The following is a 19,514-nucleotide window of genomic DNA, read 5'->3' as shown; positions in this document are numbered from 1 at the left end:
TGGGATGAACCGTGACGGAGGATGCGCGATGGTCGTCGTATTGGTGCGCGGACGAGGCAGGCGAGCCGCCCTCGGACGCCGGGCGAAGCGCTCCCTGGCCGATTGGCTGATGCGGCTCTTCCGCGCCGGCCTGCCGGCACGGCTTGGCTGAGCCGACAGCGCCCGGAGAACTCAATCCTTCGGCGCGTCCCTCATCCCCGTTCGCCGGGTTCCTGCCGGTAGTTGTGTCGGGGCGGCGGAGCCGGAGGAACGGCGTCCGGCGGAGGCAGGTCCCCGAGATGGTGGGGCGGCGGCGGAGGCGGCGCCGCGTGGACCTCTGGAGGTGCGACGTAGACAGGCGGCGCCTGCACCTCGACGGGCGGCGGGGTCACGTAGACGGGCGGCGGCATATGGACGACCGGAGCCTCCACGCGGACTTCCGGCGCCGCCACATAGACAGGCGGCGACTGCACATAGACGGGCGGTGGGGTCACATAGACTGGCGGCGCAACGTGGACCTCGGGCGGCTCCAAATAGACCTCCTGGGCCGCCACATGCACCGCAGGCCCGCGGACGTAGATTGGAGGCGCTTCCACAAGCACCCTGCGATCGTCCGAGGCATGGCTGCGGTAGGTTTCGTGATAGCGCGATGCGTGGCGGGCCTCGTAGGTTTCCCGTTCCCAGGCCTCCTCACGATAGACGTCTTCGTAAACCACGCGCGGCGGCGGCGCGCAGTCACAACGGTCGCGCCGCCAGGCGGGCCGCCAGCCGATGTAGGTTCGCCCGTAGCCCGACACGCGATAACCGAAAGGCGCGCTGACGGGGGGAGGCCCGAGCGTCTCGGCGGAGGCATAGTAGCCGCCGGTCTCCATGTAGCCGACTTCCGAATAGCCGCCCGCACCGATATAGACGGAGCCGCCTCCGCCGCCCCGACGGCCGCTGTCGACGGCATAGCTGCGGGCGTTCAGATAGCTCCGCGCATCCGCCGCCGCATAGGCGGAAGCATGGGCGTTGGCGTTGGCGTTGACGTTGACGTTGATGTCCGGCCGCCCGCCGCCATAGCCCGGAGGCGGGCGGTGCTGACCGCCGCCGCACCCGCCTGGGCAGGTCGGTCGGTCATGGCCTCCGCCCGGGGGGCGCTCGCCGGCGAGCGCCGGTGCGTTGACGGCTAAGGCCGCGAGTGCGGCGAGGACAAGGGTGTGTCTCATCTTGGCACGGGCTCCGAAGTGGCCCCGTGCCCCGCGCAAGCCTCGGGCCGCGCCTCGAAGGCCCCATCGCGCCCAGGCGTCTGCGGGCGGGCGAGGCGTGAGACCCTGCCGGGACGCCGGCTCCTGGGAACGGCCTGCGCGCCGCTGCGCGCCCTTCAGGTTCCGGCGCGCAGCGGCGGGCGTTCTGCGGTAAATCGAACAGCATGGGGCGCGAGTATGGTCTGGCGTGCGCGACCGACCGGGGAATGGCTCAGCGTCGGCCAGTCCGCCCGGTCCATCTTCTGGGCATCGCCTCGCTGGCCGCCTGGACCGGACGGTCAGACGCCGCGGCGTCTTCGCTGGCGAGTCTGGACCGGCGCACTTTCAGCCACAGCCAGTCAGCTGCAGGCCCGCATCGTCGCCGTCCGAGAAGGCGAACCGGACTTTCCTCAGGCGCAAGGGAGCTTTCGCAATCCATGCGGAGAAAGGGGCTGACGTGAGCCGCAGTTGGCGACGCGGTGGGCAAGTCGGGCCGCGACAATGGCGGCGTTCAACTTCTCCCAGGCCGGGGCGTCGGCTGGCGCACGAACGGTCCGCCTCATCGCACGAAGATCCGACCAGTCGACGTCCATGACATCTCCTCCCGAGGTGCTCAAGATCTTGCCTGACGCCCGTTAAATACTCGTTGTCGTGAGGCCTTGCCCTGACGTCCGTCACAACCGCTGGTGCGAGCGCCCTGCTGTCACTTCGGACACTCGCCCGCCAGCAGGTGCTGCAGCACATCCGCCTCGGCCGCCGTCAGATGAAACGCGTCACTCATGGCCGCCATCGCCGCCGCTGTCGGCTTGAGTTCTTCTTGCAGGGCGACGATGACCAGACCCTCGTCAGGCGCGCCGTACAGGCCGGCTCCCACCCAGCCGCCGTGGCGCTGGCGCAGAACCAACCGCAGTCGGCCGCCTTTGTCGGCGACCTTCCGGACCCCCGCAAGGAAAGCCGCGTCACAGTCGGCGGATCCGAACCCCAAGGCGCCGGTGCCCAGCGACAACAATTGCCCGTTCGCTATCGCCGCTTCGCCGGCGGGATTGGCGGATACCAGGCGTCCATCACCATCCACCAGGAAGAGCAGCGAAGGGTCGAGGGCGAACCACAGATCTCCGGCCCTGGATGCTCGTGAACGGCTTGCCACCGCGCCGATCCTTACACTGCCGCGAGGGGTGATTGCTGGCGCGCCGGCGATTGCAGCAAAGCTACGCCGCGCCAGTCGCGATCGCTCCGCCCCCCAAGTCTCATGCACGGTCGCCATCTGAACCCCATGCGCTCATTGAAAACTTGCAGCCCCAAACTTGACACAATTGGTTGAATGCCTGGGCTCTGACAACCCCAAAATCGGTTAACGCGAAAGTTAAGGGATTGGCGCGACGAAATATTCCCGTCCGCCTCCCCGAGGCCCGGTGCAGACCTGCGTCGCACAACGACTGACCGCGTCCAGGTCATGGCGCGCTGTTGCGCGCGGCTACATCGTCCTCTGGAGAAATCGGTGCACCGATCTCTCCGCGCGCGTTCTGATTTTTGTGAGCTGAGAAATCCAGTGTGTCCGAGCACTGGCGGGCCTCGCGCCCGGTCGAGCGATGAGCTTGAGCCAGTAAGACCGACGGTCAGGCGTCGTAGCCATACAGGTCGAAGGATATCGCTTCGTCTCGCATCGGAGCCGAAGCGGCATTGTCCCAACCGATTACGCCTGGCCGCTTCGGGAATGTTTCGGCTTCACGAGTCCGGTCATCTTCTACGGGAGCGGGTTCGCAAGTGCGGGTCGCCGGAACACGATGATGCGGAGTTCGAGCGGGCTCCGGGAAATCGCGCGGACACCCGCACAAGCCCGGCAAGGGGAAAAGTCCCAGGGGCGACGGAACTGGGTCGGGTGGCGACGCGAGGTGGCCGCTGAACAGGGCCCGCTTGCAAACCCTCGAGCCTTGATTCAAGCTTCGCATGCGCCGTCAGCGGCGGCGCCGAGGCGTGAGAACCTTGCTTGAGACGATCAGAACACCCGCCCGCCGTGCCTGCGGCGCCGCCGTCGCATATCCCCGCCTGTTCGGGCGAAAGCGGTCGCGTGCACCTCAAACAGGATCTCGAACCCCGATGCTTCCACCGGGGACGCCTCGTCACATGGAGGCGAACTCGTGCATCGATCCCAGGACTTGAAGGAGAGGCAGGCCGACGCCGGCCTCAATGACCTCTATCGAGCCTACTCCGGCTGGCTGAATGCACGCCTGCGAAAACGCTTCGGCGACGACACCGAGGACATGGTCCACGAAGCCTGGATCCGGGCGGCGCCGTACAGCCGCAAGGGTCTCATCGAGCACCCGAAGGCCCTTCTGCTGAAAATCGTCGATAACCTGGCCGTCGATCGCGCCCGCCGACGCGGTCCGCGCCCGATCGTCGAGGGCGACCGCGCCGACCCCGCGCCTGCGGCCGATCCTCCAGCCCAGGTCGACCTCGTACTCCTCAAGCAGATCGTCCTTGGCATGCCGCCCCGGCTTCGCGACGTCTTCGTCTTGAGCCGTTTCGCTCATCTGGAGTATCAGGAGATCGGTGAACGTCTGAACATTCCGGTGACCACCGTGCAGTGGCGGATGAAGAAGGCGCTGGAATACTGCGCAGCCCAGTTGCGGCTGTAGCTGATGGGGAGCGCCATGGGCGACCCGCAGGTCGGGAACAGCGCTGCCGACAGAGAAGCAGCCGAATGGCACGTCCGACTTGGCGAACGGCCTGTCTCGGCAGCCACGCTCGAACAGTTCAGGCTCTGGCGCAGGGAGGCGGGCAACGCTGAAGCCTACGCCAAAGTCGAAGCGCTGTGGCGCAGCGCTGGAAGTCTGGCGGGCGACCGGGACATCCAGGCGGCGACCCGCGCCGCCCTCAGGTCCAGCCGGCCGCGGCCGAGACGCGCTTGGGTCCGCCGCGCGCTCCCGGCCGTCGCGTTGACAGTTCCCGCCGTCGTCGCGGCTCTCGCGCTGGCCCTCTGGCTCCCGAGCCGCAACACCTACGCCACCGAGGTCGGCGGCCAGCGTCTGGTTCGACTGGACGACGGCTCCCGCATCCAACTGGACACCGACACCCGCGTGAAGGTTCGTTTCGGGGAGGCCGAACGTCGGATCCTGCTCGAGCGGGGACAGGCTCTGTTCATGGTCGCCCGCGACGCCTCCCGACCTTTCCGCGTGGCCGCTGGGGACGTCGAAATCACTGCGCTTGGCACCGTGTTCGATGTCCGGCGCGAGACGGCGGGCGTACGTGTAACCCTGGTCGAGGGGGCCGTCGCCGTGGTCGAGGACGCCCCTATGGAGCCTCGGCGCTGGCGACTGACGCCCGGCCAGCAGGTGCGCACCTCGCTGACCGGTTCCACCCCGGTCGACGTCGACGCCAAGGCCGCGACGAGCTGGTCGACCGGACGACTGGTGTTCCAGAGCACGCCGCTCGCCGAGGCCGTGGCCGAGGTCAATCGATACCTCCCCGAGAAGATCATCCTGGCCGCCCCGGCCGCCGAGAATGTTCCGGTCAACGGCGTTTTCGCCGCTGGCGACCGGGACGCCTTTGTCTCGGCGGCTTCGGACCTGTTCGGCCTGAGCGCCCGACCCCAGGCGGACGGCGGCGTTCGCCTCGCGCCATCCCCCGGCGGATAAAAATTTCGGCGGCCTGCTCAGATGAGCGGATGCCCCGGCGTCTCCTGTTCGACGCGACCTTGCGTCGGAGGGGACGAAGACCATGACCATCCGATTCTGCAGCCTCATGAACGGCGCCGCCTGCGCCCCTGTCATAGCGGCCGCCCTGGGCTCCAGCGCGTGCGCCCAGGAAGCCCGCGACTTTGAGATTGCGCCCGGAGCGCTGGACGCGGCGCTCGTCGCCTACGCCGCCCAGGCCGACGTCCAGCTTCTCTACACGGCAGAACTGGTGGCGGGGCTGCGCACCCCCGGCGTGTCCGGCCGTCATTCGCCCGAGGCGGCGCTGAACCGTCTCCTGGCAGGCAGCGGCCTCGTCTGGTCGACCAGTCGACCCGGGGTGATCGTTCTGCGCCGCGCGGCTCCGGCCGAGGATCTCGCCGGCCCGATCGAGATCGACGACGTCGTGGTGACCGGCACCCTGCTCAGGGGGCCGGGGGAAACCCCGTCGCCGGTGACAGTGATCTCGCGGGCCGATCTCGACGCTTCGGGCGCGGCGACAGCGGCGGATCTGCTGACCACCCTTCCGCAGAGCTATGCCGGCTCAGCCACGCCCGGGACCCTGCTGACCCTGAACGACGCCCAGGGCAGCAACAGTTCGCTTTCGACCGGCGTCAACCTTCGGGGCCTCGGTGAAGACTCCACCCTGGTGCTCGTCAACGGTCGGAGGGTCGCCGGCACCGGGTCCCGCGGCGAGTTCGCTGACCTCTCGGCTATCCCGGGCGCTGCGCTCGAGCGGATCGATGTGCTGCTCGACGGCGCTTCCGCCCTCTATGGCTCGGATGCCGTCGGCGGGGTGGTCAACGTCATCCTGAAGCGGTCTTTCGACGGGCATGAGAGCCGGCTGCGGGCCGGCGCCGCCCGGGGCGGGGCCGAAGACCTCCTGGTTTCTCATCTCGCCGGGCGAAGCTGGGCGACCGGCTCAGTGCTTGGCAGCTTCGAGTATCAGTCTTCCGGATCCCTCAACACAGCGGACCGCGCCTACACCGCAACCGGGGATCTGAGGCCGTGGGGCGGCGGCGACTACCGGAACATCTACGGCTCACCCGGAAACATCGCTCGCTTCGACCCTGGGGTCGGCGCCTTCGTCTCCGCATTCGCCATTCGCCCCGGGCTCGACGGCGTGGCTCGAACGCCCGCGGACTTCGCCGCCGGCCAGGCCAATCTCTCCAATCGACGCGAGGGCATGGACCTGCTCCCGGCCCAGGAGCGGCAGACCGCCTACGCTCGCTTCCGGCAGGACCTGGGCGAACGTACGGAGGTTTCGGGGGATCTGCGCTACAGCGAACGAACCTACGAGTATGCAAGCATCTCGGCTGGGGGGCTCTACACCGTCACGGCCGCCAATCCCTGGTTCGTGTCTCCCAACGGCTCGACCTCGCACCTTGTCGCTTACGACTTCGGCCGTGAGCTCGGTCCGACCGAGCGCTCGGGCCGCTCACGGAGCCTTGCTGCGACGCTTGGCGTCGACGTGGGGCTCGGCGGCGACTGGGCGCTGGACCTTTACGGATCATGGGCCGAGGAGAAGAACCACGGAGCCCAGGAGAACCAGGTCAACACCACCTTCCTGAACGAGGCCTTGGGCTCAGTCCCCGACAATCCGGGCACCTCGTTCAGCGCTGCGCGCGACGGCTATCTGAACCTGTTCGGCTCCGGTTCGGCCAACACCCCGCGGGTCCTGGAGTTCATCAGCCAGGGCTTTGATCGCGACTGGGCGCGCAGCCGCGTCGAAACGGTCAACGCCATGGTCGACGGCACGGTCATGTCGTTGCCCGCCGGTCCGCTGAAGCTGGCCGCCGGCGTGAACTATCGCCGGGAGACCTTGCGCAACCGCAGCTCCAGCTTCCGCTCAGGCCTGACGCCTGGCGAGAACCTGACCCCGCTGCGCGATCGCGAAATCCAGGCCGGCTTTCTGGAGGTGCGCGCCCCGCTGTTCGGCGAGGCCAACGCCCGCCCTGGACTGAGAAGGCTGGAGTTGAGCCTTGCCGCCCGCACGGAATCGTACAGCGACTTCGGCACAACCACGAACCCCAAGCTCGGCCTGATCTGGGAGCCGGGCGAGGGATTCGTCGCCCGCGCCAGCTGGGGAACATCTTTCCGGGCGCCGGCGCTGACGGAGCTCTACGAGCGTGTGCAGATCGGCGCCGCCAACCTGGCCTCGCCGAGCGGCAGTCAACTCACCCTGATCCATCTCGGCGGTAATCCGGACCTGCAGCCGGAGCAGGCCGAGAGCCTCACCGCCGGATTCGAGGTCTCGCGGCCGAACGGTCTCCGGTTCGGCGTCGGCTATTTCGACATCCGGTTCGACGATCGGATCGGCCGGCCCGCCTCAAGCAACCTCACCACGGCGCTTGGCAACCCGGCCCTCGAACCCTTCCTGACCCGGGTGGATCCAGCCAACCCCGCCGACCTGGCCCTGATCGAAAGCTATCTGGCCAGTCCCTTCTACCTCCAGCCGGGCCAATTCCCGGCGACCGCCTTCCGGGTGATCCTCGACGGTCGATGGGCCAACACGGGCGAGCTCCGGACCCGCGGCGTGGACTTCAACGTCGGCTACGCCTTCCAGCTAAGGGACCACCGCCTGGATCTCGAAGCCGTCGGAACCTGGGTCGAGGAGTACAGCCGCAAGCTGACGCCTGTCGCGCCGCGCGAACAACTGGTGGATCTCGTCGGTTTTCCGGCCGACCTGCGCCTCAAGGCGGCGGCCCGCTGGTCATGGCGGGACTGGTCGGGTCGGCTCGGCGTCAACTACGTCGATGACTACCGCGACCTTCGGGGCGATGCGATCGACGCCTGGACCACCATGGACGGTCAGCTCCGCTGGTCGCCCTCGGGCCTGCCCCTCCTTCAGGGCGTCGACCTCGCCCTCAGCGTCCAGAACATGTTCGACGAGGATCCGCCCTTCTACGACAATCCCCAGGGGTTCGGGTTCGATCCGGCCAACGCCAGCGTGCTCGGTCGGGTGGTCTCGCTGCAACTGACCAGACGCTGGTGAGGCGCAGCCATGGCCTCAATCCTGCGGCTCCTGCCGGGGATGCTCGCGCTCGCGCTTGCGTCCGCCGCGCTCCCGGCGCGGGGGGAACCCTACACCGCCGACCACATGCTCAGGAGCGAGAGCTTCGGTGCGGTGCGCATCACGCCCGATGAACGCCACGTGCTGTTCGAGCGCAGGGGGCCCTACGAGAGCGCCGAGCGTTTCGACCTCGGCTTTCTCGGATCGTGGAGCGCCAGCGAAGCGTGGATCGCCGAGCCGGACGCGCCGGAGCGCGCCCGGCCGCTCCTTGACGAGCCGGATCGCCGCGGCGTCGTCCTTGGCGCCTTCTCGCCGTCGGGTCGGCGGATGGTTGTTCACCGGCTGACCCGCGAACGCTGGGAGACTGGCGTGGCGGAGTTGGCGGCCGGCGAGGAGGTGCACTGGCTCGGGGTCGGAGCGGAGCCGCCGGTGAAGGGCGAAACCACTATCTGGCGGTCTGACGAAGAGCTCATCCTGGTCGTTCGCACCGACGGCGACTTGCCCTACGAGATCGGCGCTCTTGCGCGCGCGATGGCGCAGACCGAACGGCGGCGGCGGATAACCGCCGGCGGCGGGGTCGCCGCAACCGTCTGGGGGGCGGGAGCCTTCGCCGAGCCCAGGAGTCCGTCGGCTGCGACGACGGTCCTGCGCGTCGACCTGCGCACGGGTGAGCGGACGATTCTTGCCGAAGGCCAGACGCAGGACATCGCCCTGTCCCCGGACGGCCGCTGGCTGGCGCTGCTTGATCGCGGCCCGCCCGTTGCGGTCGATCCGGATGTACCGCTGAGGCCGGGGGACGCTCCAGAGGAGCGCCGGCTGAGCATCCTGGACCTGGCGACCGGTGCGACCTGGTCTGCGTGCAACGGCTGCGATGTCGCGAGCGGTCTCCTGTCGTGGTCGGAGGACGCACGGCTCCTCGTCTGGGCCCGCGACCCCTCGCGCAAGCCGACGGCCGGCCGACTGCTCATCGTGGACCCTGGAGAGCGCCGGGTCGAAACCGGCGACCTCGGCCGACTGTTGCCTGAGGTCGGCGAGACGCGGGACGCCAGCTTCGAGACGGTGCGGGCCGCCTGGATGGGCGATGCGCCGATCATCCTCGCTCGCGAGGTCGAAGGCGGCCGCGCCGACTGGCGCCGGCTGGAGGCGGACGGCCCCATCAATCTCACACGTGGTCTTCCGGAGCCGCCGGGACCCCTCGAGGCGGTCTGGTCCGATGGACTGATCGTCGTGGCCGACGGCGCGGCATGGGCGGTCGACGACCAAGGCCGGATCGGGCGGCTCGAGGCGCCGGATCGCGTTTCCTCCATCTCTACCCTCACTCACTGGGCCTCGCCGCGCCTTCGCCTGAACACGCCGCCTCAGCGGCGCTGGACGGTCGCCCGGGCCGCCGACGGATCGCTCTGGCGGCTCGACGTGAACGGCTCCGCGCGCCGGATCGCCCGCAGCGCCGCCAGTGTCCGGGCTGTCGCAGAAAGCCTCGCGGTAGACCGGGTCGTCGCAAACGGGGTCGAGACGCTCCGGCTGCTGACGCCGGGGCATCCCCCCCCGACCACTGATGACGCTCAACCGGAGCTATGCCGGCGTCGCCTTCGCCGAACCCCGGCCCGTGACCACGCCCGGCGCCCCGGAGGGGTACGGGGAAAGCTGGCTGTACGTCCCGAAGGGCGGTCTGCGGCCGGGGACGCCCGTAATCATTACAGCCTATCCCGGCGGATCGGTGCGTCCCCAGGGGAACCCGGCGGAGTTCTCCGCCATGGCCAACGTCCAACTGTTGGCGGGACTGGGCTATGCGGTGCTCACTCCCGCCCTGCCGCCGACCGGCCCGGACGGTCCGGCCGCGCATCTCACAGAGCGGATCGTCGCCACGCTCGACGCGGCGCTGGCCCAATACCCCAACCTCGATGGTGAGCGGGTCGGCTACCTCGGCCATAGCTTCGGCGGCTACGCGGGGCTGGTGCTCGCGACCGAGACAGAGCGCATCCACAGCTTCGTCATTCTCTCTGGGCCGGCCGATCTCGCCGCCTCCTGGGGCGCCTTCTCCGGCTTCGGCCGCGCCAACCCGGAGTTCGGCGTCAGCTCCCGTCGAGGAGCCGGTTGGGCTGAGACCGGTCAGGGCGCCATGGGTGGCCCGCCCTGGGCGGTTCCTGAAGTATACCGCGGTCACAGCCCCCTCTATCGGGCGGACGCTATCCGGGCGCCGGTCCTGCTGCTCCATGGCGAGCTGGATTTTGTGCCGATCACCGAGGCCGAATCCCTGTTCACCGCCCTTTGGCGGCAGGACAAGGACGTTCAGCTGGTGACCTATTGGGGCGAGCACCACCTGTTCGTCAGCCCGGGCTCCATCCGCGACGCCTGGGCGCGCATCGACGCCTGGTTCGCTCGCACCCTGGGGGTCTCTCCCGCAGGATCCAGGCCTGCGCAGTAGCCGTTCCGTGGGACGCGTACGGGTGAGGGGGGACGTTCCAGGATCGTGGGCGCAGCTCCACGACCGCTTGACGGCTGCAGATGGTTGGCCCCTTCCGCTGCCCGTTCAGGTCTCGGTCAATCGTCGCCTGGCGCGAACGGGCATTGAAGCCTGATGCGCCGACCGCGCACCCGGTCAGCCGCTCGCCTTTCATCAGCGCGCCGCCGCCGCCTCGAGAGGTCCGTTCTCGATCGCCACAGCGGCCTGAGCTGCCTGTGTCCGGCGCGCTGTCATCCACCAGAGACGCGGCGCAGGTTGCTGACAGAAGGGCCATGCCCCAGGTCGCCCGCACTGGCGCTCAGCCCGAGCGTCGACTCCTCCGCCGACGGCGCCCGCCTGTCGCCGACGGCCAGATCGCCTTCGATTTCCGGGAGGTTCAGAACTCGGAATTGAACTGAATTAGGTTCTATTATTGCTTATGAACCGAAGATGGTTCATAAGATGACATGCGGGCAGGGTCTGACATTCTGGTTGCGGTGATGGGGGACTTGGTCGGCAGCGAGCGCCAGATCGACCGCGCCCGGCTTCACCGCGTCTTCAACGAGATAGTGGACGCTGAAAACCAGCGCGCGGCGGGGATCCTGGCGTCGCCCCTCACCATAACCCTCGGCGATGAGTTCCAGGGGCTGGTCAGCACACTCGCCGAAGCGATCGCCCTTGTCCGCCGGCTTCGCCTCACTCTTCTGGCGGCGGATGTTGAGTGCCGCTTCGCGATAGGTCGCGTGATCCTGAGCAGCCCGGTCAATCCCGAGCGCGCCTGGAATATGATGGGGGAAGGTCTCGCGGAAACCCGAGACCGTCTAAACGAGAAGTCGCGATCCACCGCCTATCGCTTCCATCTCGGCTTCGATGCCGATCCCCTGCTCGAGCGCCTCATGGATGCGGTGGGCTCGGCCCTCACCCGGACTGAGCGGGGGTGGACCATGCGTCAGCGCACGGTGATGCTGCCGTTGCTTGCCCTGGGCCGGTCAGTGGAGGGGCTGAGCAAGGACCTCAAGGTCACCCCGCGCGCCATCTACAAGGTACGGGACGCGGCGGATTACGACGCCTATCGGTCATGGTGGGAGGATCTGGAGGCGGCCGCGAACGCCTTGGATCAGCGAGGGCGATAACAGTGATGATGACCGTCCTTCATGCGGCCGCTTCGCTCCTGATCGGATTTCTTCTGCTGACCTTCACCGGCAACTCCGTCTGTCGGCGAATTCTGATTCACACGGGGCTCCAGAAAGCGCGCGATGATCTCCTGAAAGCCAGTGCGCCAGATAAGGGCGAGGTCGTCCAGGACCCCGCGTCTGTGACGCCCGGCGCCGGGGCTTGGATCGGCGGCCTTGAGCGGATGCTCATCGCCGTCGGGCTGATCACCGGCGCGTGGGAGATACTCGCTGCGGTGATCGCCCTGAAGACGGTCGCCCGATTCAAGGAAATCGATCAGCAGATTCACGCCGAGTATTTCCTCGTGGGCTCCCTGTTCAGCATCGTCTGGGCTTTTGGCGTCAGTCACGCATGGCGACTGTATGACGCCTCCGTCGGCCCCGATCTTCTCGGCCTCATCACCCGCGCAATCGCCTGACGAACGCCACCGAGGAAGCCAAGGGCCCAATACGATCCGCTCCGCCGCTACCTGGGCCGGCAGAGCGCCGCTGAGCTTGAGCTCAGCTTCGCGGATCGCCGCGCTGCTGCACTGAGAGTGTAGCTCGCCCCCCGTGGTGGGCGAACGAGGAGCGCGCGTCCCCGACCCACGTTCAGAAGCACGCCGGGCCGATCGGCTAGCTCTGGCGCCTTCCTGAAGCCTGTGCAGCATTGGCAGCGCGCCAGGTCCGTCTGTGCGCCTTGAACGAGACGGTCCTTGCAGAGGGTCAGACGCGTCCCATCCAGCGCCGAACCCACGCCTCCACCGACACCGCCGCCAGGATCTGCGCCGCCCCGCCTCGCCAGCGCAGCGCATCCTCGTTCAGGTGCGCCTCCATGGCGGCCCGGTCCAGCACGCCTTCGGCCGCCAGCCGCCCGTCCAGGAGGTAGGCGCGCAGGAAGGGCAGGTTGCGCGCCGCCTGCCGATTGAAGCAGGCTGCGTAGTCCGCCTTGTCGCGTCGCGTTGCGACCGCTGCCGGGATGCGGTCTGCGAACGCCTCGCGCGCCAGCCCTCGTTCGCGACCGGCCGGTGCGAGCAGCGGTACAGGGGTGCGCAGCCCCCATTCCACCAGTGGCTGGGCCATCAGCGGGTGGACCATGTCCACCGTCTCCAGGCGGCGACAGGCCGAGTAGTAGGCCAGGCCGCTGGAGATGGCCCCGATCTGCAGCCGCTTGGCTGGCGGAAGGTCGTCCGGCGCCGGCTTGCGCCGGCTCTCGATGGCCGCCCGGAGCAGGGACCAGGTCGAACTCCGGGTCCAGCGCGCCACCCCCGGCAGGTGAGCTGAGAAGAGCGACCGAAACGGCTGCGTCCACCACAAGTCTGCGAAAACGAGCGGTGTGGGCGTCTGGAAGAAGAGGGCGTCTCCGCCCTTGCCCGTCAACAGCACCTCGACGCCCGTCTCACGACAGGCGTTCGAAACCGCGAGGTCATTGGCGAGATCACGGCCGTTCTGGCTGGGCAGGGGATCGCCCGCCGTCGCCTCGAACGCCTCGGCCGACCATGGCGTCTCTTCGCGCAGCCGTTCCGTCAGCGACGCGCCAATCCGCTCCGCCACGGGGCGCGCGAACCGGCGCTCGTCCGTCTCCGGTTCGTGGGCTCGGGTGTTCAGCGCCAGGCTCACCGGAAGGCCCAGCGCCCTGACCGCGCCGGCTACGATGGAGGAATCCAGGCCTCCGGACAGTTCCATCCCAAGCGCCCGCCGGCCGGCCAGCGCCGTGACGCAGACGTCGAGCCGCTCGCGCAGCTGTCTGCGAGCGGCCCCCGCATCCAGGGAGCCGGATGCTGCGATCCGCGCCGGGGTCCAAAGGGCGGTGGAAGGGCCGCCGACGACCTGCAGCGCGCCTGGAGCGACGGAGACCAGCCCGTCAAGCGGGGAGGGACCAGCAAGCTCGAACGGCGTCTCGACAAGCTCTCTCACCCGAACCCAGTCAAAGCTGATGTCCGGCGGCGCGAGCGCCACAAGCCAGTCGGGGGTGCTGGAGGCGACCACCCGGACGCCGTGGGCGCTCCAGGCGTGGGCGCTCAGCGCCCCAGACGGATCGCGGAAGATCGCGCGCACCGCGCCATCCGTCTCCCGGAACAGGATGACATAGCGTCCCCAACGATTGCGGGCGAACCACGCGGCGAATGCAGGGTCGGAAGTTTCGTCAGCGCCGCCCGAGACCGCATCCGGATGAACGAAAACCTCGCCGATCACGAACGCTCCAGCCCGAGGTGCGAAGGCCCCCGGGGCGTTCGGGCCGCGAGACCCGATCCAGGACGTCGCGCTCGATGCGAGGGGGGCGTAGCCTTCCAGACGCGCCCGACTTCGCAGCGCCCTGGCCAACCGAACAGCCGCGAGGTCCTTCGTCGCCCAACTCAGCGCGAGGTAGCCTCTCATTGCACGGCCATGATCGGGGTGTACCGGGCGACGCGCTCGGGGTCGTCATCGAGGACAGCGTCCTCCAGCTGGAGCCAGCAGTGGGCGCCGAACGGCCACGTCCTGACCCCGAACACCCAGGTCGCATCCTGTCCGACCCGGCGCAGCATCGTCAGCAGCACAAAGGCCCGATAAAGGCAGGCGCCCTGGCCTGGAACCCACGGCAGCAATCGGCGAAAGCCGGAAACGACCGATGCGACCCGCGCGGGGTCGGGACGGGCGCTGGGCGGAGGCGGCAGCGCCCCGATCAGGTCGCGGATGGGCGCGCGAGACCCGACGCTGGCCGCCCTCCATGCCGCCGCCAGTAGGCTGGAGGCGTGCGCCAAAGGCCAGCGCAGGCGTGGAAGGTCCAGCTCCCGCAGCGGCGCAGTCGGCAGGGGACGCCTCGGCGGACCCGGATCGCGCTCAAGCAGGTCGGCGTCGGCGAGCAGGTCCAGTAACCCAAGATCCGCCCGCACACCTGCCTCGGTCAGGACCAGACCGTCGCCGACGCCCGCCAGGCAGGCGTAGGCGTCAGAACGCAGATCGAGCAGGACCACATCGTCCCCGACCCTGGCCATGAACACGCCCGCGGCCACCGGACGCGTCTCGAGGGGAAGACCGGAGCTCTTCCCGGCGAAGGGAGCGTCGAGGGTCATCGCCGGGCGCCCCAGGCCCGGCGGAGCGTCCGCCGGTTGCGCAAGGTTCGGGTCCGCGCGAGTCCGGCTGAGCGGAACCAGAAGGGTCGTGCTCTGGAGCTAGGCATGAACTTTCCTGACGACTCGGCGGGTTGCGGCGGGATTGGGAGCCGGTAGGGCGGCGCCGGCGAGGGCGCCGCCCCGGGTGTTCAGGCCTGCGGCCGCCACAGGCCGAAGTCGGGCTCCGGCAGCAGGCCCATATCGGCGCCGCGGGTCAACGAGGCCGCAGCCCCGAAGACGATCAGGCGGGGTTGGTCAGGCGTCATGGGAAGTCTCCATTGTCTTCAGGTCGCGCAAAGGCGCGACCGCGTGGAGCATCGCCGGGCGGATCGTCTGCCTCATTCATGGCGTCCTGGATGAGGGACCCGGGATGCTGGAGAAGCGGCGAGCACGACTTGTCGCGCTCGCCGGCGTTCAGGCTTCGGCCGGATAGACGCCGAAATCCGTTTCGGGGATCGTACCCTTCTCGGCGCCACGCGTCAGAACGCACGCGGAGCCGAAGCCGATCAGCCGGATCTTCGAGAGCGGTGTCATGGTCTGTCTCCCTTCACTGTGAGCCGCGATATTGCGGCGTCTCATGAGGGACCCGACGATCACGTCTCTCAATCTATATCTGTCGTGTATTTCAACTTCTGCGGGTCAGCTCGGATCTTCCGGCGGCCTGCCCGCAAATCGGCCGCGAGCCCCACTCAGCCAGGAGGCGGCTTCCTGCTCGCGCAGCCGGCTATCCGCCTCCAGCCTGCGGAATGTGTCGGTGAACGCCTCGATCAGGGCGCGCGGATCCAGCGCCAGCATCCGCTCCTGCATGCTCTGCTCGAACTCGCCCAGTGCGATCAGGAAGATCAGCATCAGCTTGCTGTCGGCGGTGCGTCGCGCAAACTCGATCGAGCCCAGGGCGGGAGCCAGCAGCAAGGCCCAGGGATCGCAGTCGGTCGCTGCGGCGAAGCGGTGGACATAGTCGAGGTTGGGCCGGCCCGAACCCGCCTCGAAATACTCGTAGGTCCGAAGAGGCAGGTGCATCGCTGTCGCCACCTGCTGTGCGGTCATGCGCCGTGCGCGCCGCACGGCCCGCGCCGCCTGGCCGATGGAGCGTGCGTCGCTCAGCTTTTCCGGCGAATCCGCCGCCATGAGCTCGACCTTTCCCGAGCGAGGTTGCGTCGTCGATCTTCCCGGATCAATCCAGAGGCGTGCAACTTTTGCGACCGGCGCCGTACAAAACCGGGGCTCCCGCAAGAATCCGGCGGGCTCGATGCGAGGCTCGCGCGGGCAGCCCGTCGAAGATTTTCGAAGACGGTCCGGCCGCTCCCGGGGAACCATGTCGCGCAAGGGAATGGACGCAGAACGGGGAGGGACCGGCAGGTCGAATATGGAAGATGGCGCGTAATCGCGACCCCTTCACCCAGGCCTTGGCGTCGTTACGGGAGCGCCTCCTTTCCGGCGTCCTCGCGCCGGGCGCCCCGGTCATCGTTCAGGATGAGGCCGCCCGGCTGAAGCTGTCGACCACGCCCGTGCGAGAGGCGCTGGCGTGTTTGAGCGGAGAAGGTCTGGTCCAACGGGCGCCGTCGGGCGGCTATGTCTCTGTGCGCCTGGACGCCGCCGCCGCCCGCGACCGATACGCCATGCACGGGCATTACGTGCGCATCGCCGCCGAGCTGAACGCCTCAGCGCTTGGTGCTGTGCGGCCGCCCGCTCCCGCGCTCGACATGCGCCAGCCGATCGCCGCCGTGCGGCAGCTGTTCACCACCATCATCAGCAGCGCCGGCAACGAAGTGCTCTGGGAAGCCTACCTCAGGGCCAGCGGCCAGCTCGACCGCCTGCGTCGACTGGAAAGCGTCCTGTTTGACGACCTCGCCGCAGAGGCGGCGGCCTTGCACCACGCCTGGGTCAATGCGCAGGCCAACGACTTCCTCGGGGAGGTGGAACGCTACCACGCCCGGCGAGTCGCGGCTGCGACCGCCCTGGCGGCCTTGGCCCACAGACCCGTCGGGCCAGACGGCGCGGGCGCCGCGACAGCCGACCCAGGGAGCGCCTAAACGGACTCGACGCCGCGCACTGGAATCCTGGCGCAGCGATGTTCGTGGTGTATCCGCAGGAGGTCGATCAGGACGGCGATCCGGCCCTCTGCAATGGCCGCAAGCATCGCCCGTACGGTCCACGCCTCGCCCTCGTCCCTGCCTCCCGCCGATAAGGCGGCCTTTAATCGTTCGGCCACGCGACCGTGCGCCGAAATGAGGGCCTGATTGCCGGATTGCGCGACGATGGCTCCGAAGAGGGCCTGGGCGTCGCCGTGCGGATCGATCGCGCCCACCGCCTTGCGGAGCGGGGCTATGCCGCGAGGCCACAGGGTCAGCGCGGCGTGGACGTAGGCCAGCTGAAGTTCAAACAGGTCGATAAGCTCGGCCGGACTTAGCTCCGGGTAAAAGTATCCGCGCCCGCGCCGGCGTTCGATCAGACCCTCCCCGGCCAGACACGCCAGGGCCTCGCGCAGCGGCGTTGGACTGAAACCCACCTCGGCCGCCAACTCCGTCACCACGATCGGCTCCCCTGGGACGAAGCGTCCGTCGGCGGCGAATCGCCGGACGGTGCTCAAGGCGGCGCCATAGGGATCTCTGGATGGCGAAGGCTGCATGTCACCCGATCACTCAAAGAGACGAGAGCGTCGGCCCGTGCGTCCCGGGCTGCGTCCGAAATATTCTTAGATCGAACCTTTCGATATTTGGACTGGCGAATTCTGGCGGTGAAGCCGCAGGTTTCTTGCGGATCGAAGCTGCCTGGTCAGGGGATTCTCTCAACCCGCAACAACGGGTCGGAAGTCCACATCGTCTCTTCACCGGCAGCGGGCTCATGAGAGGGCGCTCACGGATCGATCGTTAGTCTGAAAGCTGCGGCCGGATGCGCTCAGGCTGTCCGGCGACGGACGCGAGGCCTTTCCGCTCGAGGCAGGAGCGTTATGCTCTCATCGCCCGGGTGGCTGCAGCGTATGTCCAGGCTTCGGCTAAAGGCGGCGGCGCATGGCTCAACCATGTTCTCAACGCCCGGCGCGCGGGCGCCTGTGCTTGTCCGTCGAAACGGACCTGATCGCCGGGGCCTGCATGGGCCGGGCCGGGTCGACCGCGGCCATGCCGGCGGAGGTCACCACCGCGCCGCAGCCGTCCTCCAGCCGCGCCAGCGTCTCCGCCAGCACGTCCCGGGTGGGCTTCGCTTCTGGTTCTCGCCGGTGACCTGGTGTGCCTTTCCCTGGATTTCCGGCTTGGTGGGGCGCTAGTGGGCAACTGGCGCGAAACGGGCCGAGCCCTCCTGAAACTCGATGAAGCCGTTCAGGCTTGCCAGCCGCCTTAAGCCGGAGCCCTGATCTCTTTTGCGCGCCGAATACATTCGCCGATGAAATCAGCAAACGGACGGATGTCCTGATCCACGCTCGCCGCTTCAAGAGCCGCCATATATCGCTCCCGCTCTTCGACGGGGATGACGGTCCATGGGTAGCCGGCCGCAGCCGTCATCACATTCATCAGGAACCGTCCGGTCCGGCCGTTTCCGTCGAAGTACGGGTGGATGAAGACGTAGATGAAGTGTCCCAGGACGACTCGCACGGCGGGATCGGGTTCGTCCCGCAACAGGTCAAAGAATGCGGGCATCGCGTCCCGTACCGCGTCGGCGTTCAGGGGAACGTGCCGGGATCCACGGAGGTAGACGGGCCCGTTGCGATAGCCGGCCAGGTTCTCGGGCTTCAGCAGGCCCGCCGCCACCTTGGGGGCGAACATCTCGCGGTACCAGACCGGGTGATCCCGATCGGCGACGTCACCGGGGCTCTGGCCTGCGAGCACGTCCGTCAAACTTTGGCGGACGGCCTGGAAGGCCAGCCAATAGCCGCGGGCCGCCAGACCGTTCTCAAAATCCCGGTCCTGCACGTGGGCCTGCGGATTCCACTGCCCCGAGCGCACTCTCTCGATCAGTTCGGGACTGACGCGATACCCCTCGATAGACAGTGAGTGGTAGGCGTCGGTGACGTAGAGCGCGTCGACCTCCCGCAGATAGACGTCGACGTCATTGGGCAGCACCCGCTCGGGCGGCAGCCGCCCCGCGACGTCATCGCGCATTCGTTCCCAGAGCAGCCGCAGCCGCTGCACATAGGGTGACGGGTCGCGCCGATAAGGGACGCGAGGCCGGCCGTCGATGAACGGGTCTGTTTCCCGGACCGTGTGATCGGCAGCCTTCATGGCGGTCAGGATCGCATCTGCTTCGCGGTCTCGCCCTATGTTGCGGAACGCGCCCGCCAGGCGCCCCGCGACCACAGAATGTCCGCCGCGCAGGAGCAGGGCCAACACGGCTGAGGCGTCGCGCTGGATGGCCAGCACCGTGCGCGCCTCGGTCGGGTGAGTTTCGAAGAAGCCGGCCGTCGCTGCGACAAGCGCCGCCTCAGGCGAGTAGAGGCGCAAGCCGCTCGCTTCGGTGCGTTCATCCGGGGGCGGCAGAGCGAGCGCGGTCTCGAAGATCGACGTACCGTGGATAAGCTGGGTGGGTTGATTGTTCGCAGCAGGCGCGCGGACGAGCAGTTGGCGCGGGACGGTGAAGTTGCCGGCGTGAAGGATCAGGGACTGTTCCGGTGTCAGCGTCCAGTTCGCGCCGAACCGCTCCGCCAGGTAGTCGCGGCAAAACTGCCAGAAGGCGGTGTACCAAGCCGTGGTCTCTCCTGGCCCGCCACTCGGCATCGCGGGTACGTACCAGCCCTTGATCACAGGCTGCAGGAAGCCGTGCTTAAGCAGCAGTTCGCGCGTGAGGCGCGTCAGGTATTTCGACCGGATCGCCACGCGTCCGCCCTCCTGCACCTTATTCAGGCTCTCAAGGGCGGCAGCGAGCTTCTCGTTGGCAACGGGCATGATAATGGCCTCTCAAGCCCGGCGCTGTAGCACATCTAGTTTTACAAGTTGCGCGATTT

At 68.2% G+C, this 19,514-nt stretch carries 16 protein-coding genes and 1 pseudogene; 10 read left to right on the top strand and 7 right to left on the bottom strand.

Annotation, left to right across the window (positions count from 1 at the left end):
* Positions 1-191: 191 nt before the first annotated feature.
* A complete protein-coding gene (locus BM333_RS11495; RefSeq protein ID WP_092311496.1) occupies positions 192-1,187 on the bottom strand; it encodes a hypothetical protein in 996 nt (331 codons plus the stop codon).
* A gap of 721 nt (positions 1,188-1,908) precedes the next feature.
* On the bottom strand, positions 1,909-2,469 hold the full coding sequence (locus tag BM333_RS15690) for a hypothetical protein (protein ID WP_143105816.1): 561 nt from the start codon (positions 2,467-2,469) through the stop codon (positions 1,909-1,911).
* An 874-nt stretch (positions 2,470-3,343) separates the two neighbouring features.
* On the opposite strand from BM333_RS15690, the gene BM333_RS11485 reads away from it, so the two are divergent.
* The 8 genes and pseudogenes from BM333_RS11485 (at position 3,344) to BM333_RS11460 (ending at position 11,923) form a co-directional block, all read left to right on the top strand.
* Entirely contained in the window at positions 3,344-3,841 is a 498-nt protein-coding gene (locus tag BM333_RS11485) for an RNA polymerase sigma factor (protein ID WP_177221876.1), read from the top strand.
* A 3-nt stretch (positions 3,842-3,844) separates the two neighbouring features.
* Positions 3,845-4,006, top strand: a pseudogene (locus BM333_RS16165) (DUF4880 domain-containing protein); the annotation flags it as partial.
* Between the two features lie 135 nt (positions 4,007-4,141).
* A complete protein-coding gene (locus BM333_RS11480) occupies positions 4,142-4,840 on the top strand; it encodes a FecR family protein (RefSeq protein WP_245777252.1) in 699 nt (232 codons plus the stop codon).
* A gap of 82 nt (positions 4,841-4,922) precedes the next feature.
* Complete coding sequence (locus BM333_RS11475) at positions 4,923-7,871, top strand: TonB-dependent receptor (protein ID WP_092311484.1); 2,949 nt, start codon at positions 4,923-4,925, stop codon at positions 7,869-7,871.
* A 9-nt stretch (positions 7,872-7,880) separates the two neighbouring features.
* Positions 7,881-9,797, top strand: coding sequence for a hypothetical protein (locus BM333_RS16160; protein WP_245777249.1), 1,917 nt, complete (start codon positions 7,881-7,883; stop codon positions 9,795-9,797).
* Positions 9,682-10,314, top strand: a complete 633-nt coding sequence (locus tag BM333_RS11470) for an alpha/beta hydrolase family protein (RefSeq protein ID WP_245777251.1) — start codon at positions 9,682-9,684, stop codon at positions 10,312-10,314. Before BM333_RS16160 ends, BM333_RS11470 begins: the two co-directional genes overlap by 116 nt.
* Before the next feature lie 485 nt (positions 10,315-10,799).
* On the top strand, positions 10,800-11,465 hold the full coding sequence (locus BM333_RS11465; RefSeq protein ID WP_092311478.1) for a SatD family protein: 666 nt from the start codon (positions 10,800-10,802) through the stop codon (positions 11,463-11,465).
* A 5-nt stretch (positions 11,466-11,470) separates the two neighbouring features.
* On the top strand, positions 11,471-11,923 hold the full coding sequence (locus BM333_RS11460; RefSeq protein WP_092311475.1) for a YlxR family protein: 453 nt from the start codon (positions 11,471-11,473) through the stop codon (positions 11,921-11,923).
* A gap of 286 nt (positions 11,924-12,209) precedes the next feature.
* On the opposite strand, the gene BM333_RS11455 is transcribed toward BM333_RS11460, so the two are convergent.
* The 3 genes from BM333_RS11455 to BM333_RS11445 form a co-directional block, all read right to left on the bottom strand.
* Positions 12,210-13,679, bottom strand: coding sequence for an asparagine synthase-related protein (locus BM333_RS11455; protein WP_177221874.1), 1,470 nt, complete (start codon positions 13,677-13,679; stop codon positions 12,210-12,212).
* A gap of 179 nt (positions 13,680-13,858) precedes the next feature.
* Complete coding sequence (locus BM333_RS11450; RefSeq protein ID WP_092311469.1) at positions 13,859-14,539, bottom strand: lasso peptide biosynthesis B2 protein; 681 nt, start codon at positions 14,537-14,539, stop codon at positions 13,859-13,861.
* Positions 14,540-15,217: 678 nt separating this feature from the next.
* On the bottom strand, positions 15,218-15,706 hold the full coding sequence (locus BM333_RS11445; RefSeq protein WP_092311466.1) for a helix-turn-helix domain-containing protein: 489 nt from the start codon (positions 15,704-15,706) through the stop codon (positions 15,218-15,220).
* A gap of 245 nt (positions 15,707-15,951) precedes the next feature.
* Between BM333_RS11445 and BM333_RS11440 the strand changes: the two genes are divergently transcribed.
* Positions 15,952-16,611, top strand: coding sequence for a GntR family transcriptional regulator (locus BM333_RS11440; protein WP_092311463.1), 660 nt, complete (start codon positions 15,952-15,954; stop codon positions 16,609-16,611).
* On the opposite strand, the gene BM333_RS11435 is transcribed toward BM333_RS11440, so the two are convergent.
* Positions 16,608-17,168: a GntR family transcriptional regulator gene (locus tag BM333_RS11435; protein WP_177221873.1), complete on the bottom strand. Its 561-nt coding sequence runs from the start codon at positions 17,166-17,168 to the stop codon at positions 16,608-16,610. The two genes, BM333_RS11440 and BM333_RS11435, sit on opposite strands and share 4 nt — an antisense overlap.
* Before the next feature lie 466 nt (positions 17,169-17,634).
* On the opposite strand from BM333_RS11435, the gene BM333_RS15980 reads away from it, so the two are divergent.
* Positions 17,635-17,799 (top strand): hypothetical protein, encoded by a 165-nt coding sequence (locus tag BM333_RS15980; RefSeq protein ID WP_177221872.1) that lies wholly within the window; start codon positions 17,635-17,637, stop codon positions 17,797-17,799.
* Positions 17,800-17,913: 114 nt separating this feature from the next.
* Here BM333_RS15980 and BM333_RS11430 read toward each other — a convergent pair whose 3' ends face one another.
* Positions 17,914-19,455 (bottom strand): Fic family protein, encoded by a 1,542-nt coding sequence (locus tag BM333_RS11430; protein ID WP_092311457.1) that lies wholly within the window; start codon positions 19,453-19,455, stop codon positions 17,914-17,916.
* Positions 19,456-19,514: the final 59 nt, after the last annotated feature.

Origin of the sequence: Brevundimonas viscosa (genome assembly GCF_900116065.1) — a bacterium.
Taxonomy (GTDB): domain Bacteria; phylum Pseudomonadota; class Alphaproteobacteria; order Caulobacterales; family Caulobacteraceae; genus Brevundimonas; species Brevundimonas viscosa.
Note: the sequence above shows the minus strand (reverse complement) of the source record. Positions and strands in the feature narration are given on the sequence as shown.